This is a genomic window from Acinetobacter sp. CIP 102136, assembly GCF_000369685.1.
Classification (GTDB): domain Bacteria; phylum Pseudomonadota; class Gammaproteobacteria; order Pseudomonadales; family Moraxellaceae; genus Acinetobacter; species Acinetobacter fasciculus.
The window spans coordinates 479,816-499,781 of the sequence record NZ_KB850142.1 but is presented as its reverse complement, the minus strand read 5'-3'; the positions used below and the strand labels follow the sequence as shown (position 1 = coordinate 499,781).

Genomic DNA, 19,966 nt, shown 5'->3' with positions numbered 1-19,966 from the left:
GCACCCCCACATGAATTGTTATATTTAAGCATTCTTCTTAATTAGAATATTTAACCATTTTTCTTTACGATCTGGTCGCTGATCTATAGTAATCCAATGCTTAATTAATTCAATTTGATGAAATTGATTTAATAATTCTTCAGCCTGCTCTTCATTTAAATCTGTGAACTTTCGACCATCTGTTTCGCGGTCTTTGTCTCCATATTTAAATGACATATACAAAATCCCATTCACCTTAAGAGCATTCAGAATACTTTGCATAACATCAGTCAAACGATCACGTTCACAATGCAATAAAGATGCACATGCCCAGATTCCGTCGTATATACCATGATCATTCAAATCATAAAAACTTTGATATCTTACAGGAATCCCAGTGAGCGCCGTGGCTTTTTCAACCAAAGCTTCAGAATAGTCTAACGCTTCAACCTGATAACCTTTATTCCTGAACGCTAATGTATCCCGTCCTGATCCACACCCCAAATCAAGAATATGGCCTCCATTCGGTAGAAGCACTAGAAATGCCTGATATAAGCTTTCCATATTTACATTTAGCGTTGTTTGAACAAACTGCTCTGAGTTTTGGTTATAGTAGCCCACATTCCCCATTATTGAATTCCTAAAAATAAAATTGGTCACTAGCTAACTTATACGCACATGATCAGATAAATTTCAAATCTTAGATTGCGACAAAATGTCGCTTTATTATCTGAAAGTTTATAATGTGTAAGATAAAAAATTAGAACTGATTTTAATTTTCCCAAAATAAAGATGATTAAAAAATAATCAAAACTACTTATTTAACAGTCCTTTTTGAACAAATCCATATAAAAACTTAAAATTCTGTTTATTTTTTATACATCTCTACCGTTACACTATAAAATTAACAAAATTTATGTGCGTTACACTATAGAAAACGCTGCGTTACACTATAAAATTTTAGGCGTTACACTATAAAAACGGGTTTATTTCATGTGCGTTACACTATAAAAATTGGTGCATTACACTATTTTCGACGATCCGTTACACTATAAAAAATAGTGCATTACACTATTTTCGACGATCCATTACACTATAAAAATAGTCGTATCTTGTTTAATTTTTAATTTATTTTTTGGCTTAGATTGACACAAAATGGCAGAGGTTTGACTCAAAAATGCCGCCTATCTACTACTAAAAGGAAGTTATTGGCAACGATTGGCTATTTTTGTCTTTTGAATAGCACAAAAGTGTTTAAGAATGGCTAATTCATGAAGATTTTTGGCATTTTTTGGCATTAAAAATATAGTTATTACCAAAAAACAAAACCCTATTGTCTATGGATCGCATGGATTCGAAAGTAAATGTATTTTGATTTTCAGAAATCGAATTCTTAACATGGGAAATAATAATTAAATAAATTATTATTCTGAAAATATCTATCCAATTATCTCTTGAATCTAGAACAAGAATTCACAGAATGAAGTAGTAAAAATTAAACTCCATTCTCTCAGAAGAAGAAAATATTGCATTTCTATATTCTTCGATTCATAGCAATTTCGCTATGCACACGAAGGATACCCTCATGTACATCCAATACAATCGCCCACCCTCATCCCATCCTGGCCCTGGTGGCAATTGGCCCAGCACAACAGGTCGCCCATCAGGTGGTGGCCGTGGTAATGCCAAGTAATTATTAAGGGGAGCAATCCCCTTAATCCAGGATTACCGATGAAAAAGTACAGTAATGACAAAGAGCTGAATAAATTTATTCGGCAACTTATTAAGGATGGTATCGCATCTTTTAGACCTGGCAAAAAACATGATTTTTTGCTTGTAAATCAAATACAGAAGATTACGATTCCAGGTACACCTAGTGACCGAAAAGCCTATTTAAACTTTAAAACAGATATACGCAGAGCTTTACAATGCCAAAGAATACCTTTCCAACATCTATAGAAATTATTCGTAATTTATTTAGTCACATGGATACCAAGAGCCAACTCTCAGAGACGGATTCTAAACACTTAGACGGCTCATCAAACAAACTATTCACTTCGCACTATGATATCGACTTATTTTTAGATCAATTATGCCCAAAAGAGTTTTCTGATCGCACAGATTTGCAGTTCGTAACCTTGCTAAAACGTAATGTTTTGGATAGATATAATGCAATGCTATTACATGCTCGCTTAACAGCAATTATGGATGTTAATGCAATACGTAAGTCTGTATGGTCAAATTACTTAGTACCTGCTTTACACAAGCTTATACAGTTTTGCATATCCCAAATGGGTTTTGTTCAACACTGGACAGGTAACAACTTTATTAAAGAAAGCTTGGCTTATCTTAAAGATACTGACCAAAACTTCGCTAACTTTTTGGAAAGTGACGTATTAAGTCCTGATGATAAAAATTACATTAGTAAATTTGGTCGCCCAGATGCCTTACCTACGCCATCGACCTTAAAACGTTTGTTTTTAACCAATACTGAAACATCGCAGGCACATTATGAATTGTTGTGTTTTGCGCGATTACTACAAGCCTTAAAAATTAAATATGGGTTCTCATTGCAACATGGAAACTTTATCCAATTTTTGGCCGAACAACACAACCAAAAATTGAAGTCTCATCGTATTTCGCAACATGACACCCAAGTACTTACCTTTAAAGCGATGGCTATTGCCAATGCACAAACACATTTTCCTTTTTTGATGGAAATCCCTCTTTCATATCAAAAACTAACTCAAGTATTTTTTGATAAAATGCATGTTAAACGTATTGACCAGACTAATGCTCGCTTAGCGTCAATGGTATGCTCAACAGGTGAGACAACATTTCAACTAAATATATTGATGGTAAACCAAATCAATAAGTATCTTACTGAGCACCAAGAAGTAGGCCATCTCCTCCCGTATATTCATTGGGCTAAAGCGATTAATTTGGTATATCAATATCAATTTAAGGAAGCCCTCACTGAATATGAACTATGTTTAGATGGTTTGTTATATCGTGATATGCGCTATTTAGAAGTACTACTGAATGAGATACTGTGCATTACGTCACTCGTAGAGAGCCAAAATAAACTCATTGGAAAGATTTCAAATTTAGCGATCCAATTCGAACTTAAGGTTGGAATATTTGATCCAATTGCACGCCCTGACCGCTTTAAAACTGACTTTGTTTTTGAAGAATGGGAAAAAGAAGCAACACTGGTTGGATTCTTTAAATATTTTACTGCAGAGACTTTTAGCGACAAAGGTACGGAGATTAAGAAGCTAATTCCAAAAATCGGCAATCTTGCAGTTCCTATGGATATTACCCCTGACTTTAAAAAAATAAATGCAAACATTTATATTGATATTGAACTAAGACGTAAATGGCCTCAGCTTCACTACTTTGTAGTTATCGGAGATTTTTCTACGGCTAAAAAACTCATTGAAGCTGGTGCAAACATGAATGCATTAACTACAAATAAAGAAAGTATTGTGCTTTTGGCATTGAACCACATTGCTGCTAAATCCGATGAAACATACGCATTCATCCAATATGTATTCGAATGTGGTTTTGATAAAGAGCTTTTAAATGAGCGTACAGCGAAAAAGCAGACTTGCCCCTTAAATCTAGCTATTGAGGGAAATCTACCAAAACTTGTAAAACTACTATTGGAGAATGGGGCTAATCCTAACATTACAGGTCTTTACGGTATTTCCATGCTTTACCAAAACTTAAGTGTGATTGGTCTATTGAATGGTCATAAAGTTGAACAGGCCAATGATAAATATCTTGCAGATTCGATTAGACGTCATTCTAACGGTAGCAGTGATATTGACGCTTATAAGCAACTTCAGAGCCTACCAAGCCATGATCCGAGAAAGGTATTATTTGAAGAGGTCAAGAAAATCTCTATGGAAGACAAAAAAGTTTACGATGCCTACGAGATTTTTGAGTTACTTTTACAATATGATGCCGATCCCAATCAGAATACAGCTCAGTATCCAATCAAAGGATGGCAGAGTAAAACTTGAAGTGCGACATAAACCACCTAATTAATTTAAAGGGTTTATGGAGTATATAAAATTGTCATACCATCATCTTAACTTTGAAGATCGTACTGCATTAATGCTTGAGTCAAGAAAAGAAGGCTTTTCAGCCAGAAAATTTGCTGAACTCATTAAAAGACATCCTAGTACGATCTATCGTGAGCTTAAAAGAAATAGCATCAATGACGTTTATCAAGCTCAATATGCTTCTGATAACACCTTCGCTAGACGTAGACGTGGTCACAGAAAACTCAAAATCGATTCAATCCTCTGGAAATTTATTGTTGAAGCGATCCGTTGTTTATGGTCTCCTCAGCAAATAGCAAAGCGTTTAAAGACATTTCCTGATTTGGATCAAACAATGAATGTAAGCCATACAACGATTTATTCAACGATACGAGCATTACCAAAGGGTGAGTTGAAAAAAGACTTATTATCCTGTCTGCGTCATGAAAATAAAAAGCGAAAAGCTAACGGTGAACCTAAAAAAGATTCTATATTACAGGATATTAAAACTATTCATGAGCGCCCAGCCGAAGTTCAAGAAAGAAAAATACCGGGTCATTGGGAAGCTGATTTAATTAAAGGTAAAGACAATAAAAGTTCGATAGCAACACTTATTGAACGAAATACACGGCTCTGTATCTTGGCAACATTACCTGATGCAAAGGCAGAATCAGTGCGCAAGGCTTTAACTGAAGCTCTGAAATATTTACCTGCAGAACTGCGTAAAACGTTGACCTATGACCGTGGACGCGAGATGGCAGAACATAAAATACTTGAAGAAGATTTAGGCATAGATGTATATTTCTGTGACCCACATTCACCCTGGCAAAAAGGCACATGCGAAAATATGAATGGTTTAATTAGGCAATATTTACCTAAAGGGATTGATTTAAATCAGGCAGATCAGCATTATTTAAATCAAGTTGCCATGTCACTGAATACTCGTCCTAGAAAAGCGTTAGATTGGCTTACACCATTAGAGAAATTTGCTCAGCTTGTTGATTATCATAAGACTTTTCAAACTGTCGCACCTCATGTTTGAATTCGCCGATATACACCCTTCATGCTAGCTATTCAACAAGATAATGCTGATGCTGTCGATCTTATGTTAAAGCACGGCGCTCATTTGGAACAAAGCTATATAAATGCAGATGAAGGACGTCGTATTTTTTTGCATGGTAAGCGTCCGCTGAACACACCTTATGAATTCATCCTATAAGCCTTAATTTAGTCCCCACTTAAAAACAAGTGGGGACTAAAATTTATGACTACAAATCACCAGACATCCATCGCATCTCTTGCGAAAAAACGAAGAACATACAGTGCTGAATTTAAACAGCAGATCGTTCAGGCTTGTAAAGCACCGGACGTTTCAATTGCTTCGGTCGCTTTGCAACATGGATTGAATACAAATCTTGTATCCAAATGGATTCGCTTAATTGATGGTAAGCCAGGGAATGATCGCTCACCACTACCGAATAAACCTGCATTTATTGCCTTATCTTGCTCTACACCATTAGATCCTACTCCTACTGACATGTTAACGGTTCAAATTACTTTACCCCACTCAAAAGCAGAAATTGGCTTGAAATGGCAAGTATCAGAAATATCTGCTTTAGCAGAATTACTCAAGGCACTTGCAACATGATCCGCATTGATGAAATCTGGCTTTCTACCCAACCTCTGGATATGCGAGCAGGGATGGATACTATCATGGCTCAGGTGGTGAGAGCCTTTGGCTACATCAAACCGCATTGTGCTTACCTGTTCTGTAATAAACGTGGCCATCGCATGAAAGTGCTGGTACATGATGGACTGGGCATCTGGCTGTGTGCCCGGCGGCTGGAACAGGGAAAATTCCACTGGGCGCAGGTTCACCAGGGTGAAAGCATGGCGATCAGTCCGGAACAGTTACAGGCACTGATCCAGGGTTTACCTTGGCAGCGCATTGGACGACAGCAGGTGGTGACGATGCTCTAAACTAGGCTGGTCCATTCTGCTATTCTCCAAACGTTCTATTTCCTCTGCGTCATGACCTCAGGCATACTGCGGTCATGAATACGCTGCCAGACTTAAGCCAACTGACCCATGAACAACTGCTGGAATTTACCAGACAGTTGGCAATGCAGCATCAGTCTCTGGCACAATCAAATCAAGAATTAGAAAAATCAAACCAGCAATTGGATGCCAAAGTTCAACATCTTTCCATTCTCACGCAAAAATACGAGCATGAGCTCGCACTATTTAAACAGCACAAATTTGGCAGTAAAAACGAACATCTCACCGCAAAACAAATCCATCTGTGGGACGAAGCGGTTGAAGAGGATATCGCAGCAGTTGATTTGGAACTGGAGCGGCTGAATGCAGATAAAACCGATGCAGCGACAGAGAAAGCCACAGTCAACAAACCTAAACGTCGACTGCTGCCGGATCATCTACACACCATCCGTATTGAGCATGAACCTGCATCAACCCAATGCAGTTGTGGCTGCCAGTTACGTCGTATCGGCGAAGATATCAGTGAAAAACTGCATTTCAGACCGGCACAGTTCTATAAGGAACAGCATGTGCGTGGCAAATGGGTCTGTGATCAGTGTGACACCCTGACTCAGCAAGCGATGCCCGCCTATGTGATTGATAAAGGCATTGCTTCACCTGAACTGCTCAGCCATGTGCTGGTATCGAAGTATGCCGATCATTTGCCGCTGTACCGTCAGCGCCTGATCTATCAGCGGGCGGGCATTGATCTGTCCAGATCTACTTTATCTGACTGGATAGGTCGCTGCGGTGTAGAACTGGAGCCTCTGGCCAATGCCTTAAAAGAGGTGGTGCTGCAACAGCGGGTGATCCATGCCGATGAAACGCCGGTCACCATCATGCGGATGGGTGATGATGAGAAAAAACCGAAGAAAGGTTATGTCTGGGCCTATGCCACTACACAGTACAATCCAGTTCAAGCGGTGATCTATGACTTTCAGGATAGCCGTTCAGGTCAGCATGCAGAAGAGTTCCTGAATGGCTGGCAGGGCCATCTGGTCTGTGATGATTACAGTGGTTATAAAGCACGCTTTAAATCAGGCGATGTCATTGAGGTGGGCTGCATGGCGCATGCACGTCGTAAATTCCATGAGCTACATGTGACTGGGAAAAGTCAGATCGCTGAACAGGCATTACTGATGATTCAGAAACTGTATGCGATAGAAGCAGAACTCAGGAAAAAGACCGATAGTACAGCAGAACACCGCCGCGAATACCGACAACAGCACAGCCAACCGGTGATGCAACAACTGTATGAATGGCTCAACCAACATTATCTGACGGTGCCATCGAGTTCTCCAACCGCCAAGGCCATCAATTACAGTCTGAAGCGTTGGCCAGCCTTAAGCCGCTATCTGGATGATGGCAATCTACCCATTGACAATAACTGGGCAGAGAACTCTATGCGTCCCTGGGCATTGGGCCGTAAGAACTGGTTGTTTGCAGGTTCGCTGCGCAGTGGACAGCGAGCGGCAAATATCATGACTTTAATCCAGTCAGCAAAGCTGAATGGGTTGGATCCGTATGCCTATCTCAGTGATGTGCTGAAAAGGCTGCCGACGCATAAAGCGACCCAAATAGAAGAATTACTACCACATCGCTGGAAATCCAACTCAAATTAAAAAATAGGCATGGGGTTCAGCGGACGCTTACTTTGCATGAAATAGCTGAGTATTTTAATGCCAATAAAGCAAAAGAATTGATTTCTATAGCCTAACAATAAATAGCGTCTACCAACAAACTCCATGCTGGTAGACGCTTATTTTTTATTTATACAATCAATCTACATCTTGTACGACCTGCATCATTATTAGCAACTCGACTTTGTGGAATCAACCAACAACAAGATTCATCTTCTTTAATAGCTAAATAATGGTGTTTTGAATAATCCAACAAATTAGGCTCTTTAATTAAACGTTGCTTCCAATTCGGCATATCCACAGGAAGTTCATAATCATCTATTACTTCTTCGAGATCTTTATCCATTAATACGATAAAAAGCTCTTTTAAATAACTTGGATCTCGATTAAACAAAAACTTCAAGTCTTCAGTATTTGCTATTAAACAACGCTTAGGGGCAGATACAGCATGAAGTATAGACCACCAATAGTTATAAAATTTATTATCACCTATTGTTAACAAGGCTCGTCTGAAATCATTAGAAATATCTCGATCATTTAGGTATTTCTGTACAATATTTTTACGAAGGATATTTAACTTTTCAAAACTAAATTCATCCAGACAATCTAGGAAAATTCCAATGCTACCTCTACAAAATTGTGAATCTTCTAATTTATGAATAGCATTTTTATTTTCCTGAGATTCATTAATTAATTTAGCTTTTATGATCTCCTCATCAATTTGCTTCGCTGCAAATTTAGAACTAATCACATTCTTCTCTAAATATTGATAAATATTATCTTGTCCTCTAGCTAACTCTCTAACCAAATTCAAAGCACTTAAAAAAGATTCATCATTATCAATTGTTGAATTATTCACGATATTCCTAATGACACGCATCCAATCTAAGAATTTAACTGAGGTAAAATCTAATTCCGCATTCAAATAACACGTCTGTGCATAAAACATTACACGTTGAGGATATGTGACATGGCTTGAAGTAGAAATTAATTCAAAGAAATTATTAAATACCAAGTCACTTTTAAGATCTTTGAAATTTAAAAAATTCAAATTACTCAATTGGTTACTTATCAAATTAAGATCAGTACTAGAATAGTTATCCAAGCTTTTAACTAAATATTCTAATGTACTTTTATCAAATGAAATTGAAATTAAAGTAGATGGATTTGTTGCCAAGATTTGTACATTATCCAGTTCCCTTTTATTTACTAAGTACAAGTTAGAAATTAATTGTAAAAAATATTCATCAATAGAATTTTCTTTATTACGATAACTCCATAATAAATCTGTCCACTGGTTATCTATTTTATAAGCAAATTTTTGGTTGAATTCTGTATCTTTATCTTCCCATCCTTCTTCATTAATTTGTTTTTCTAGTAATGCTTTAAAGTTTTCAAAGGCTGTGAGAGCCTTTCCTCGGGCATTCATAGTAATATAAAGATCATCAGATAAACCAAAATTATCCAAATTCAGATGGTAGAATTGGATCACATTCCTTTCCGTGAGTTTACTCCACCCATTCTTGATATCATAAAATTTAGCATGAATAGCATCTAGCATATTCAACATAGCTGCAATCGTAGGGTCTTGCTGCCACGATAAGAAGAACCAAGGTTTATCAGTTATCAATTCTGATATTCTTGTACTATCGTCTAAGTTCGTAATGTCAAAAACGTCATTTATTAATGATTCACAAAACTCTCGTGAACTAATACGTGTTTCATAAGTAAAATTTAAAAGCTTGTTTTTCGTAATGTTATCAACATGATCTTTATTTACAAAATAAAAGTGTAATAAAAATAAAGTTGTTAAACGTTGCTGACCATCTAAAAGTTGCAAAGTATCATCAACTTGACTGCCATAAACAAAATCTAGCTCAATAGATTTTTCTTCACTTAATGAAATATAAAGTGCATTTAAAAAACGTTCTCTAATTTTTTCTTGCTCTAATCGCCCTTGTGCATAATCTCTTTGAATAATTGGGATTTCAATTTTATTTGACTGGAGCAAGTTCCAAAAAGATATTTTTTCTGCAGTTTGTTTATTTAACACGATGAAATTCCTTAAGCTGACTGAGAGTTTTTGAGAGAATTTATTACTTCTTCAATATCAGTCAAATATCGCTCCCTATCCTTTTCACCCCAAAAAGTCATTTGTTCCACATCAGTGCTATAAAACTTCATGAAAACATTTTTTGTGCAAATAGGTACAAAGGTACCTGTTTTTTCTCTCTCAATAATTTTCTTTCTCTTAAGAGGGAAGACAGAGTTTTTATAACTTCTATTTGTTGAAGAATCTAACAATACTAGGTTATCAATAGAATTCACATCCAATCCTTGTCCCTGGAATGCCTCTATAAATTGAATAAAAAACTCATCAAACTTTGTTAAATCACTTTGAACATCTATAAGTTTAGTTTGCAAACTAGAATCTAAATTCAAGTTTGAAATATTGTCTAAAATTTCTTTTATCCAATCTTTTTTATGCTGATCAGACTTTGGTGGCTGGTCAGCTAATGCAGTGATATGTTCCACATCCCATTTTTCTTTTTTATAACGGTCAAATGGAAATTTGGTTGTTTCATTTTTATTATTTAATAGCGTTTGGACATTATGGAATAATAAAATTGGGCGTATTTTTGGAGATCCATATTGCAACTCATCTAAATCATCTCCTGGCAAATACTCTATTATTTTTTCGTTTATTAAATTAAGAAATTCCTTTTTACTTTTAGAGTTTTTTAATTCGTAAACTTCATTAATACCAAAACCAGTGGCGATTAGGTAACCAATTTTATGATATAATTTTCTATCCTCATACCATTCTTGAAGTGTCTGAAAACATTGTTTCACGTCACGCCATACTTGTTTTATTTTTTCTTGTTTTAACTTTTCTGAAAAAAATCTAAATGTAAAAAAATCGTCGTCATTACTTTTTTTGTTTGATATTAAATTAAAAATTAAGTCTATTCGGGTTGTTAATACTTTTTTATCTGTTAAAAAATACCATAATGAATCATTTTGTAAGGCATATTCCATTCGATCCCATTCTGTTGATATTTCAATCTGTTGTAATCTTATTTTTGCCTTATCTTTATCATTTAATTCAATAAAGTTAGTCTTGTTTAAAAATAATGCTTTTATCAACTCAGCATTAGTTAATGGAATTTTCCCCACATTTAAACGAGTAAATACTTCTACTGAATCACTATCAGTTTCATACCAAATAACTTTCGTATAATGAACAAATTTTGATTCTAATTCAGCTGAATTTAACTGCCCTAGTGATTCTAATCCTTCAGCCCATTCATGAATTGTTTGATAAGCATTACTTATAAAAAAGAAATCAATATTTTGCTCACTAATAGATGCATTATTAATATCAATTTCTAAATTATTTAAGAAATCCGAACTAGATTGGCGAGTCTGGTATTTTAAAGTAAACTCTTTATATTTAGATTTACCTTTCCACATTTCATTAATGTAATGGATCAATAAGAAAATAGTCGTAAGCCGTTGCTGCCCATCAATGACCTCATACCATGTTTTTTCAATATCCAGCCCATTTATACTTATAGAATCCCGATCCATAGGCTTAAGTACCAAAGGCTGTAAGCAGTACCAAGATTTCTCACCTTTATCATTTATTTTAGGTTCAAATTGATTGATATCATTTAAAAAATCTTTAATTTGTTGAGGAGTCCATCTATATCCTCGTTGATAGGCCGGAATAAAAAAGTTCTTTTCCAATAATTGTTGGATATTCATTGGTTCTATCATTAAAGTTGTGTTCACTCTTGCCCTCTTTTTACAACGTACTATTTTTATCTACCTGATTAATAAAGTAACTTGATTTACCCATAAGTCTTATCAAAAAACTCTTTATCCTCTCTTAAATCAAACTTCTTCGACGCAATGATTGAGTATTTTTCAACCTCACTTGAACTATTTAACTGAGTTTTCCTACCATCAAAAGGTCATGGATTTAACATTTGTTTTATTACAAATATGGATCAATTATTTTTGCAAAGACAATATGAATTTCTCAATCATCTCTCTCTCCAACTCAGGTAACTCTTGAATTGATTTAGCAATTGGATCGTTACCTACATCTGAACTACGTGCTGTACGCCCTAGTAGATAGTCAGCAGACACATTTAAGACAACCACAAGCTTATAAAAATTTTCTAAAGAGGGCTTACGAGAGCCAGCTTCAATATGTGAAATCGACGTAGATGGAATACCAGACTTTTCAGCAAGTTCTTGCTGAGTCAATTTTCTTTGTTTTCTTATTTCTTTGAGCCGAGCACAAAACAACTCAGAATCCATTTCAGCCAGCATAAAACACCATAAATCGACAATAAAACTTGACTATATCGACAATTTTCAATATATATATTGTCAGTATTTTATTGTCTATTTCGACAAAAAGACATCATCAAAAGAAATTAAAAGAGGAAATTTAATATGAAGAATAGTGTATGTGCATGAGTGCCTTATCTCGACAATAAAGCACTCATGCTTTTCATCTCAAATCACTGAAATGAAAGATGTAAAATTTCGACGTTTTACCTTTGCATTCTTTCATAACAGACCATTTAAGTAAAATTATCGTGGAATCTATTATGAGCAGTTCACCGAGTCATATCCCTTTTTCGATCCATCCAGTAATTCGAAATTTAAATGTCCGTCAAATTTCTAAAATTATTGCGACAAAAATCATTGAAGCTACGGCGCTACAACTTCAGTTCAATCCGATATTTTGCAACAAGTTAGATGTAGCACAACACCTCAATACTTTTGAAGCAGTTGCTTACTTTACAGACAACCAGTACTTTGAAAAATATGGCTTTAACAAGCAAGGGATTATCAATTACCAAGAACTCTCTAATGAGTTATTATCAATTTTTTATATGGTTATACAGTCTGAATAAATCATATTTTTAGAATAGAGAGCACCCCTAAGAATGCTTATCTGCAATTTGGGTGCTCCTCAAGAGATAAAACTGCATACCCAATTTTACCGATACCAAACGATTCATACTCACACCACGATCCGCATCTTCAGACAATCAATAATTGTTTATTTTTTAAATAACTGAAATAGAACCACCCGAAGGTGGTTCATAATTTCATCATGTATTAACTTGCTTGAATTGTTGCTAAGAAATCTAACTCTTGAGGTGATAAGGGTTTATCGCCAAACAAGTGACCATATTGGTCTCCAACACTATCTTCATTCAAAGTCTCATAAACTTCAGCCATGGTCATACCTAAATAAAAAATTCCATCACAACCTGCTTGCATCCAAAATCCACCCTTTTGGTCGTATCTCTCTTTACTGACATAATCTTCATTTTCCTCCCCATATAAATCTTATTCATCACAAAGGCGGTCATATTCTTGTTGATATGCTCCTGTCAAAAAATAAATATCAGACTTTTTAAAAACTTCACATCCAGATTCTTTAGCATGATTCACAAGAGTGATGAGTGCTTTGAATTTTTTCATTTTTTACCTACGCTTCTTTCAATATTATTGACGTGTACCTTTTATCGATGCAAATACATCTCTTACACTAACAAGGATTAAATTTTCATGATTTTTTTCATGTAATATTTCCAATCTTTAGCAGTATTTCATCGTCTGTAGCTCGTATTGTTCGTCGTCAATTAATGCTTTTTTGCCGTATAACTGTTTTACGATTTCATCCATTCCGACGTATTTAAGATGCATGTACATACACAACGCCGTATAGCCACAAAATAGATACGTCCCCTTCTTATCCTCAATCCAGAAGCCCTCTTGTAATATGACTGGCTTTTTATTCTTATTCTCTAATATGTCATCAATATCAATTTGATTAACGGTCATATTGATATATGGCTGATACATTTTGGTGACTACAGCGTATTGTTTACTTATCTGATATTTACCATTTTTTTTGGCCACTTCTAGAATCCTCTCTAACTTCTTAAATTTTCTCATTTTGACCTCGGCATCTTTCTTTAAACCTTTGATACCAGACTTCAATTTCTTCCCGATCAAAATAGACAGCTGCTTGACGAGATTGCCCCATTTTCAAGGGTTCTGGGAAGCTGTCATCTTTCTTCATTAAATTTCGCAATGCGTTTCTTTCTATACCTAGAAGCTTACATACAGTGTTGTAACTCAATAAGAAAGGCTTTATCTGAACAATGCTGAATACTTCAGATTGTTCAATGTTTTCAGTTAATTCAGATTCATTTCTATTAATCACAAAACCCATTTTTAATCTCAAATAAAGACATTAAGTAGAGCGTAGCAAAGACCAAAAATTGAAAATTATTTTGAGATAAAACTGGAAAAAAAAGTCACCTTAAGGTGACTCTTAAATCTTTATATTAAGAAATCAGCTAAGTGAATACACATAGTCAGCCCACCACTGCATGAGATCGGATCTTTCTTCAAAGTGTTCTGCTTTATCATATACAGCCTTAGTTCCTTGTTTGACATGCGACAAGGCTTTTTCAATCACTTGTGATTTACTACTAAAAGCTTCGTTAAGCGCAGTAGAGGCAAGATGTCGAAAACCATGTGGATGTTGTTTATTGTCGTAACCTAAAGACTTTAAGGCTTTATTAAATGTCCCATCTGAAAGTGGTTGCATTCGTGAATTTCTTCCTGGAAACAAATAATCCGATTCTCGCTGAATTTGCTTTAGCCGATAGATAAGCTTTACCGCTTGCTCAGATAACGGCACTTTATGTATTTTTTTAGTTTTTGTAATCTCTGGAGGTTTGATCCAAATTTTCTTTTCTAAATCAAAATGTTCCCACATTGTTAACCGTAATTCGCCTGGTCGTGGGAATAAAAGCACCATCAGCTCAAGCCCTATCGCGACTGATTTAGTTGGATATGATCTTATACTTTCTAATAGTTTAGGTAAGTTGACAAAAATAACTAATGATGCGAAAAGGTTTTTTTAGTTAACAGATGTTCACACATGCCTAGAATTGTTTCTGTACCACTTAGTTTAGAACAGCGAGAACGACTCATTTTTCTGGTCAAGCATGCAAAACATTGGCGTGAAAGGCAACGTGCCCAAACTATTCTCTGGCTTTCCGAAGGTAAAAGCGTTGCGGAAGTTGCCACTCTACAAGAACGTATCCCAGAAACCATAAGGCTACAACGCCGACGTTGGGAATTGTATGAGTTTGAATCGATTAAAGAAGGTCATCGCTCAGGTCGACCCAATACATTGATCTCAGACTATCAGGCGAAAATCCTAGATTGGGTCAATACAAGTCCACTCAATGCAGAACAAATCCGAGTCAAACTACATGAAGAATACGAAGTGTCCGTGTCTGTTGAAACCATTCGTAAGTTTTTACGGGATTCAGGTATGGTCTTCAAGCGTACCCGTCATAGCTTGAAAAAAAAGAGATCCGATTGCATTTGAACAAGCAACACAGCAGATTGAAGAATTACGAGAGCAAGCGGCACGTGGTGAAATTATATTAGGTTATGTTGATGAAACAGGATTTTCATCTACACCTGATAACCGCTATGCGTGGACAAAGATAGGTGATGTTCATGCGGTTGATGCAATAAGATTAAAACGAGTTAATGTCATGGGGTGTTTGCTTTCAACGGGGAAACTGGTGACTAGTTGTTTACAAGAGTCAGTGACAAGCACTTGGTTTTATGCCTATTTAACTGGAATAGCTCAACAAGTAAAACAGACGTATAACCTTCCATTGGTTCTTATTGTTGATAATGCCTCGATTCATAGAAGTAAAAAGATGGCTGATTACAGAGAGCTACTTAAAACTAACTTTTCGACGAATCTGTATTTTATTCCAGCTTATAGCCCTGAGTTAAATCGAATCGAGATGGTATGGAAGCAGATGAAATATTATTGGCGAGATTTTCAAGTCATGACAGCTGACAAAATAGAGCAATGGGTGGAGAAAGTATCAAACCAATTCGGAAAAGAATACATGTTTACTTTTTAATGACAACTTAATTCACCAATTTCAACAAACTTTAAATTATTACCCTTATATTTATCTAAACGTTTTTTTAAATTTTTAACTGGATTTTCTTTAAATTTATGACTTACCTCCGCCCAATCGTAAGCATCCTTAACATAGTAAAATAGTTTTTCTACTTGGCTTTTGATTCCAACATCTCGCTGCAGATTTTGAAAAAAATCAAACCATTCTTTAGCTGTGATATATCTAAAATCATGCTGACCAAAGTTGCTGTAAATATGTTTTTGAATAGATGCCTTTGCTTTTTGATAGGTATTTTTGTCCCAGTTTATGAGCTTTGTATTGAGCCAACCTTCCATTAATGTCGTCAGAGAATATGTTTGGGCTTCCTCTTCTCTATTTTTGAAAAATGTACCTTCTTCTATTTCATTTAAGAAGGTACGTGCAATTTTTCGAGCTTGGCTAGACTTCACTTTCGGATATTGACCTAGTCCTTTCCAAGTCCATATTCCAATTTCATTCTTATATCTGAACTGCCAACTTTTACTGCCATTCGCCTTTACTAAAAAATATAAATTTGGACTATCCCATAGACGATAATCTTTCATTTCTACTTCTAGTGCAGTAAGTACTGTATCTGCTAAGTAACCTTTTTTCTTTAAATCAGTGCGTTTCATTACAACTTTTAATAAAAACATGTTGATATCAGTTGATCACAGCACTCGATTCGTTCAGAGAGTTTTTCATCAAAGTTCAAGAAAAAGGTTTACTTTTTATAGAGCGATTTTAGTTAAATAGTCGGCCCACCACTGCATCAGTTCACGGCGCTCATCTAAATGCTGTGATTTATCATAGATACCCTTTACGCCCTTTTTCTTATGCGCCAGGCACACTTCTATCACTTGCTCTTTCTTACTGAATGTGTCATTCAAAATGGTACTTGCAAGATGTCTAAAACCGTGAGGATTCTGTTTTCCTTTATACCCCAAGCGATTCAGAGCTAAATTGAATGTCATATCACTAATCGTTTTATTGACAGAAAGACGGCTCGGAAACAAGAACTCAGACTCTGGCTGAATGGATCTTAACTCTGTGAGTAATGTAATTACTTGCTTAGATAGTGGGACTTGATGTTCCTGACGTGTTTTGGTCATTTCTGCAGGTTTGGTCCATAAGGCTTTTTTAAAATCGAACTGCTCCCACTTTGCCATCCTTAACTCACCTGGACGTGGGAATAGCATCATCAGCAACTCAAGACCAATGCCGATGGCGCGCTTTTTATTATTACGAATTTTCTTAAGTAAAGCTGGTAATTCATCAACAGTCACGAAATCCATGTTCCCTGACTCGTAGGCATCTAGATGTTTGCTCATGCCTTCTATTGGATTTGAATTTATCTTGCCTTTAAACTTTGCCCAGTCATAGCAACCACGTACGTATGAAACCAATTTCTCAATCTGAGTATGAATACCTAAAGTACGTTGTAGCCCTTGGAAAAAATCAAACCACTCTTTTGGCGTAATCTCTTTGTAATTACCTTGACCAAACACTGGAATAATGTGCTTCTCAATAGATTTTTGAGCTTTCGTGTATGTTGCCTCACCCCACTTACTTGATTTAGTGTCCAACCACTCTCTCATTAGGTTTTCAAAGTAAAAGCTTTCAAGCTCTTTTCGTTCCTCGAGCAGTACTTTCTTCGACTTCAGGCTTTCACCTTTAGAAAGAGCTGAAGTAAATTCTCGTGCTTTTTGACGAGCAAGTTGAGCACTCACTTGAGGGTAAGCACCAAGACCCATCCAAGCCCATTTACCTTCAGAATTCTTGTAACGATACTGCCAATTTTTAACACCTGATTTTTTGACTAAAAAATATAAGCCAACACCGTCGAGTTCTCGATAGTCTTTTTCCTCAGGCACTAAAGAAGATAATGTTTTTTCACTGAGCGGTCGTTTCTTTATATCTTTCCGTAACATGCCCTATACCTTGTATCACCGAGTTAGATTATTAAACAGTGATACACGTGGTGATACAAATAGGGCTGTATTATATAGATCCATATAAATGCGTAGAATATAAAAAAAGCCCCTAAATTGTTGAATTTAGGGGCTTTTAGTGACTATATAAGTACATATAAATACATCTATAATCGAATATTGGTAGGTATAAGCAGACTCGAACTGCTGACCTCTACGATGTCAACGTAGCGCTCTAACCAACTGAGCTATACACCTAGAATGCTTGGCATATTATAAATTTTTCCGACCGAAAACAAGCCTTTTCATTTAGTTTTTAAAACGTCCGCGCAAGTTTTAAGCAAATCCTTGAATTTTTTCAATTCTTGTTCAGTTATTGGGGTTCCCGAATAAAGATTTTTTTCAAAAACCTGTATAGCTTGAATAAAGGCAGTCTGGTTTTCAATCTGAACCTGTTGAGATAAACGCTGCATCCAGTGATGAAAAGTTTCAGCAGACTGTTTTTTGAGATCGTCAGCTAAAGATTGATTCAGCTGCTGAATAGCGCGATCTAATGGAGATTGAGCCTGTCGGGCTTTCAGATAAATTCTGAAGACATAGGCCAAAATCAGTAGCACAATATTGCCCAGCAAAATTATGACACTCGAATAAACTGAACCGAGTCCTAATTTTGATAACCAGCTCTGTTGTGATTCTGCATTATAACCCACCACCTTACTTTGCCATTGGTAGCTGGCATAATCGCTCCAAACGCGTAGTTTGGTGACCCATAGATTATGCTGCGAGTTCCAGGTCGACTGATTTGCCGATACCCATGCATCCTGAGAAAGCAGATTTTGCATGCCATCATCTATACGCTGTGGAGCGATCATCGCGGTTGGATCAAAGCGTTGCCATCTCTGGTCAATCCAGACTTCTGTCCAGGCATGAGCATCCATTTGTCGGACTTCCCAGCTCATGCGATCTGGTGCCAACTCCCCACCCTGATAGCCGGTGACGACCCGTGCAGGAATCCCGACATAACGCATCAACATCACGAAACTCGAGGCATAGTGTTCACAAAAACCTTGCCGGGAATTAAACAGGAATTCATCAATCCGGTTTTGCCCCAGTTGGCCCGGCTTCAGGGTATAAATAAAGTTATTCTGCTGATACCAATTCAAGACTTGCTGCACATAACGCCGAGGATCTTCCGCACTTTGCGCATATAGACGTTGTGCTAATTGTTGCGCTCTCGGGTCAAGTCGGCGCTGCACCTGAGTATTCGTTCTTTCGATATATTGCGTTGGCAAAGCCTGAGGATCATATGCTGTCCCGACCCACTGTAACGAAATCGGTTCAACACGTTGCGTGAGCCGTCTCGGCACAATGCTCCAATCCTGACGGTTATAATAACGGCGTTCCACAGGTATCGATTTTTCCAACCCCATGATCCAGAACACCGAAGGATCCGCAGCCAGATATTGGTAGTTCCAGCCTGTAGGTACGGGTGAAGTATCCATCGGTTGTCGCATTAAAGGCTGCTGATTGACGAAACTGCTGGTCCAGCGTTGCCCATCATATTCATCTAGCACCAACGCTCGCCAATAGAGTTCTGAGCGTGGCGGAAGCTTGCTGATATCACCAATAATCCGGAAAGCAAGGGCACTGGATTGGGATAATTCAGCAATATCCCCAGGTGACATACTATCGCCAATGCCGGTCACACCCTTATTTTCAGGAATGGGAATATGCCAAAGTGGTGGCAAGCGCGGAAAGAAAATAAACAGCAAGATAAAAAATGGAACAGCGTACAAGATAAACTTGCCCACATGTTTGGCATCCTGTTGCAATGCTGCGCGCTGAGTGATCTGCTCCTGCTCAAAATCGCTAGTCTGAATCCGGTACAAACCAATCAGACAGCTGATTAAACACAGCACGATCACAATCGCCATCCCAAAAGATTGGCTATATAGGAATGAGCTGGCAGCAACAAACAGGGCAAAATTAAACAGAATAATCAGGTCACGTTTATTTTTACTTTCCAGTGATTTAGCAAATAAAAAAGTAGATAAAACTGCTACCCCAGCCTCAACACCAATAAAACTATGATGGCTCAAATAAATACTGCCGAGTGCCAAAGCCGTCAGTAGAAAAGTGCCCGTTTTGGGAAATGGCTGCTGACGTTTCAGGAAAATCCAGATACATACAATACTAATCGCAAAAATAATACTGAGTAGAACCGGAATAAATGCCATCTGGGCGATGAGAATCAGGCCCAAAGTCAACACAATCGAGGTACGGATTTTTGCATTGATCATGAATTTACCCGC

The 19,966-nt window shown here is 36.8% G+C and carries 21 protein-coding genes and 1 tRNA gene; 9 read left to right on the top strand and 13 right to left on the bottom strand.

What is annotated here, in order from left to right; translation table 11 throughout:
• Positions 1-24: 24 nt before the first annotated feature.
• Positions 25-609, bottom strand: a complete 585-nt coding sequence (locus tag F893_RS07835) for a class I SAM-dependent methyltransferase (protein ID WP_005251365.1) — start codon at positions 607-609, stop codon at positions 25-27.
• Positions 610-1,710: 1,101 nt separating this feature from the next.
• On the opposite strand from F893_RS07835, the gene F893_RS18090 reads away from it, so the two are divergent.
• The 6 genes from F893_RS18090 (at position 1,711) to tnpC (ending at position 7,687) form a co-directional block, all read left to right on the top strand.
• Positions 1,711-1,938 (top strand): hypothetical protein, encoded by a 228-nt coding sequence (locus tag F893_RS18090; protein WP_005104535.1) that lies wholly within the window; start codon positions 1,711-1,713, stop codon positions 1,936-1,938.
• Positions 1,908-4,007 carry an ankyrin repeat domain-containing protein gene (locus F893_RS07825; protein WP_005251364.1) on the top strand — a complete coding sequence of 700 codons (2,100 nt, stop codon included), beginning with the start codon at positions 1,908-1,910 and terminating at the stop codon, positions 4,005-4,007. The genes F893_RS18090 and F893_RS07825 overlap by 31 nt, the downstream gene beginning before the upstream one ends.
• A gap of 94 nt (positions 4,008-4,101) precedes the next feature.
• Positions 4,102-5,070: an IS30 family transposase gene (locus tag F893_RS07820; RefSeq protein ID WP_081398964.1), complete on the top strand. Its 969-nt coding sequence runs from the start codon at positions 4,102-4,104 to the stop codon at positions 5,068-5,070.
• 222 nt (positions 5,071-5,292) lie between these two features.
• On the top strand, positions 5,293-5,676 hold the full coding sequence (tnpA, locus tag F893_RS07815; protein WP_004733109.1) for an IS66-like element accessory protein TnpA: 384 nt from the start codon (positions 5,293-5,295) through the stop codon (positions 5,674-5,676).
• Positions 5,673-6,008 carry an IS66 family insertion sequence element accessory protein TnpB gene (gene tnpB, locus F893_RS07810; protein WP_004691519.1) on the top strand — a complete coding sequence of 112 codons (336 nt, stop codon included), beginning with the start codon at positions 5,673-5,675 and terminating at the stop codon, positions 6,006-6,008. The genes tnpA and tnpB overlap by 4 nt, the downstream gene beginning before the upstream one ends.
• A gap of 74 nt (positions 6,009-6,082) precedes the next feature.
• Positions 6,083-7,687 (top strand): IS66 family transposase, encoded by a 1,605-nt coding sequence (gene tnpC, locus F893_RS07805; RefSeq protein WP_004733110.1) that lies wholly within the window; start codon positions 6,083-6,085, stop codon positions 7,685-7,687.
• Positions 7,688-7,835: 148 nt separating this feature from the next.
• Here the strand turns inward: tnpC and F893_RS07800 are convergent, their stop codons facing one another.
• From F893_RS07800 to F893_RS07790, 3 genes are all read right to left on the bottom strand, one after another.
• Positions 7,836-9,758, bottom strand: coding sequence for a DUF262 domain-containing protein (locus F893_RS07800; RefSeq protein ID WP_005251361.1), 1,923 nt, complete (start codon positions 9,756-9,758; stop codon positions 7,836-7,838).
• 11 nt (positions 9,759-9,769) lie between these two features.
• Positions 9,770-11,473, bottom strand: a complete 1,704-nt coding sequence (locus F893_RS07795; protein WP_171066771.1) for a DUF262 domain-containing protein — start codon at positions 11,471-11,473, stop codon at positions 9,770-9,772.
• Positions 11,474-11,722: 249 nt separating this feature from the next.
• A complete protein-coding gene (locus tag F893_RS07790) occupies positions 11,723-12,046 on the bottom strand; it encodes a helix-turn-helix domain-containing protein (protein WP_005104551.1) in 324 nt (107 codons plus the stop codon).
• Positions 12,047-12,330: 284 nt separating this feature from the next.
• Between F893_RS07790 and F893_RS07785 the strand changes: the two genes are divergently transcribed.
• A complete protein-coding gene (locus F893_RS07785; RefSeq protein WP_004782586.1) occupies positions 12,331-12,639 on the top strand; it encodes a hypothetical protein in 309 nt (102 codons plus the stop codon).
• Positions 12,640-12,847: 208 nt separating this feature from the next.
• On the opposite strand, the gene F893_RS17850 is transcribed toward F893_RS07785, so the two are convergent.
• From F893_RS17850 to F893_RS07770, 5 genes are all read right to left on the bottom strand, one after another.
• The gene (locus tag F893_RS17850; protein WP_005251357.1) at positions 12,848-13,012 is read right to left on the bottom strand and encodes a hypothetical protein; all 165 of its coding nucleotides are present in this window, start codon (positions 13,010-13,012) and stop codon (positions 12,848-12,850) included.
• Between the two features lie 69 nt (positions 13,013-13,081).
• Complete coding sequence (locus F893_RS18380) at positions 13,082-13,216, bottom strand: hypothetical protein (protein WP_005251355.1); 135 nt, start codon at positions 13,214-13,216, stop codon at positions 13,082-13,084.
• Between the two features lie 117 nt (positions 13,217-13,333).
• Entirely contained in the window at positions 13,334-13,657 is a 324-nt protein-coding gene (locus F893_RS07780; protein ID WP_228130254.1) for a hypothetical protein, read from the bottom strand.
• A gap of 22 nt (positions 13,658-13,679) precedes the next feature.
• On the bottom strand, positions 13,680-13,973 hold the full coding sequence (locus F893_RS07775; protein ID WP_005251352.1) for a helix-turn-helix transcriptional regulator: 294 nt from the start codon (positions 13,971-13,973) through the stop codon (positions 13,680-13,682).
• Between the two features lie 123 nt (positions 13,974-14,096).
• Entirely contained in the window at positions 14,097-14,612 is a 516-nt protein-coding gene (locus F893_RS07770) for a tyrosine-type recombinase/integrase (protein WP_228130260.1), read from the bottom strand.
• 78 nt (positions 14,613-14,690) lie between these two features.
• Here F893_RS07770 and F893_RS07765 point away from each other — a divergent pair, with 78 nt between their 5' ends.
• Entirely contained in the window at positions 14,691-15,146 is a 456-nt protein-coding gene (locus F893_RS07765) for a helix-turn-helix domain-containing protein (RefSeq protein ID WP_004647755.1), read from the top strand.
• Complete coding sequence (locus tag F893_RS07760) at positions 15,136-15,702, top strand: IS630 family transposase (RefSeq protein WP_108675453.1); 567 nt, start codon at positions 15,136-15,138, stop codon at positions 15,700-15,702. Before F893_RS07765 ends, F893_RS07760 begins: the two co-directional genes overlap by 11 nt.
• Here F893_RS07760 and F893_RS07755 read toward each other — a convergent pair.
• The 4 genes from F893_RS07755 to F893_RS07740 all read right to left on the bottom strand — a co-directional run bounded on the left by F893_RS07755 (position 15,699) and on the right by F893_RS07740 (position 19,954).
• Positions 15,699-16,379, bottom strand: coding sequence for an integrase arm-type DNA-binding domain-containing protein (locus tag F893_RS07755; RefSeq protein ID WP_005251349.1), 681 nt, complete (start codon positions 16,377-16,379; stop codon positions 15,699-15,701). The genes F893_RS07760 and F893_RS07755 overlap by 4 nt on opposite strands.
• A gap of 75 nt (positions 16,380-16,454) precedes the next feature.
• Positions 16,455-17,654 (bottom strand): tyrosine-type recombinase/integrase, encoded by a 1,200-nt coding sequence (locus tag F893_RS07750; protein WP_005251348.1) that lies wholly within the window; start codon positions 17,652-17,654, stop codon positions 16,455-16,457.
• 181 nt (positions 17,655-17,835) lie between these two features.
• A tRNA-Val gene (locus tag F893_RS07745) sits at positions 17,836-17,912 on the bottom strand.
• A gap of 47 nt (positions 17,913-17,959) precedes the next feature.
• Entirely contained in the window at positions 17,960-19,954 is a 1,995-nt protein-coding gene (locus tag F893_RS07740) for a transglutaminase TgpA family protein (protein ID WP_004646554.1), read from the bottom strand.
• Positions 19,955-19,966: the final 12 nt, after the last annotated feature.

What these genes read in the sequence shown, in the direction of transcription:
- F893_RS07820 (WP_081398964.1), top strand. Translation starts at nt 4,102, where the DNA reads ATGCTTGAGTCAAGAAAAGAAGGCTTTTCAGCCAGAAAATTTGCTGAA.
- tnpB (WP_004691519.1), top strand. Translation starts at nt 5,673, where the DNA reads ATGATCCGCATTGATGAAATCTGGCTTTCTACCCAACCTCTGGATATG.
- F893_RS07785 (WP_004782586.1), top strand. Translation starts at nt 12,331, where the DNA reads ATGAGCAGTTCACCGAGTCATATCCCTTTTTCGATCCATCCAGTAATT.
- F893_RS17850 (WP_005251357.1), bottom strand. Translation starts at nt 13,012, where the DNA reads ATGCAAGCAGGTTGTGATGGAATTTTTTATTTAGGTATGACCATGGCT.
- F893_RS07755 (WP_005251349.1), bottom strand. Translation starts at nt 16,379, where the DNA reads ATGTTTTTATTAAAAGTTGTAATGAAACGCACTGATTTAAAGAAAAAA.
- F893_RS07835 (WP_005251365.1), bottom strand. Translation starts at nt 609, where the DNA reads ATGGGGAATGTGGGCTACTATAACCAAAACTCAGAGCAGTTTGTTCAA.
- F893_RS18380 (WP_005251355.1), bottom strand. Translation starts at nt 13,216, where the DNA reads ATGAAAAAATTCAAAGCACTCATCACTCTTGTGAATCATGCTAAAGAA.
- F893_RS07795 (WP_171066771.1), bottom strand. Translation starts at nt 11,473, where the DNA reads ATGAATATCCAACAATTATTGGAAAAGAACTTTTTTATTCCGGCCTAT.
- F893_RS07790 (WP_005104551.1), bottom strand. Translation starts at nt 12,046, where the DNA reads ATGCTGGCTGAAATGGATTCTGAGTTGTTTTGTGCTCGGCTCAAAGAA.
- F893_RS07750 (WP_005251348.1), bottom strand. Translation starts at nt 17,654, where the DNA reads ATGTTACGGAAAGATATAAAGAAACGACCGCTCAGTGAAAAAACATTA.
- F893_RS18090 (WP_005104535.1), top strand. Translation starts at nt 1,711, where the DNA reads ATGAAAAAGTACAGTAATGACAAAGAGCTGAATAAATTTATTCGGCAA.
- tnpC (WP_004733110.1), top strand. Translation starts at nt 6,083, where the DNA reads ATGAATACGCTGCCAGACTTAAGCCAACTGACCCATGAACAACTGCTG.
- tnpA (WP_004733109.1), top strand. Translation starts at nt 5,293, where the DNA reads ATGACTACAAATCACCAGACATCCATCGCATCTCTTGCGAAAAAACGA.
- F893_RS07740 (WP_004646554.1), bottom strand. Translation starts at nt 19,954, where the DNA reads ATGATCAATGCAAAAATCCGTACCTCGATTGTGTTGACTTTGGGCCTG.
- F893_RS07765 (WP_004647755.1), top strand. Translation starts at nt 14,691, where the DNA reads ATGCCTAGAATTGTTTCTGTACCACTTAGTTTAGAACAGCGAGAACGA.
- F893_RS07775 (WP_005251352.1), bottom strand. Translation starts at nt 13,973, where the DNA reads ATGGGTTTTGTGATTAATAGAAATGAATCTGAATTAACTGAAAACATT.
- F893_RS07825 (WP_005251364.1), top strand. Translation starts at nt 1,908, where the DNA reads ATGCCAAAGAATACCTTTCCAACATCTATAGAAATTATTCGTAATTTA.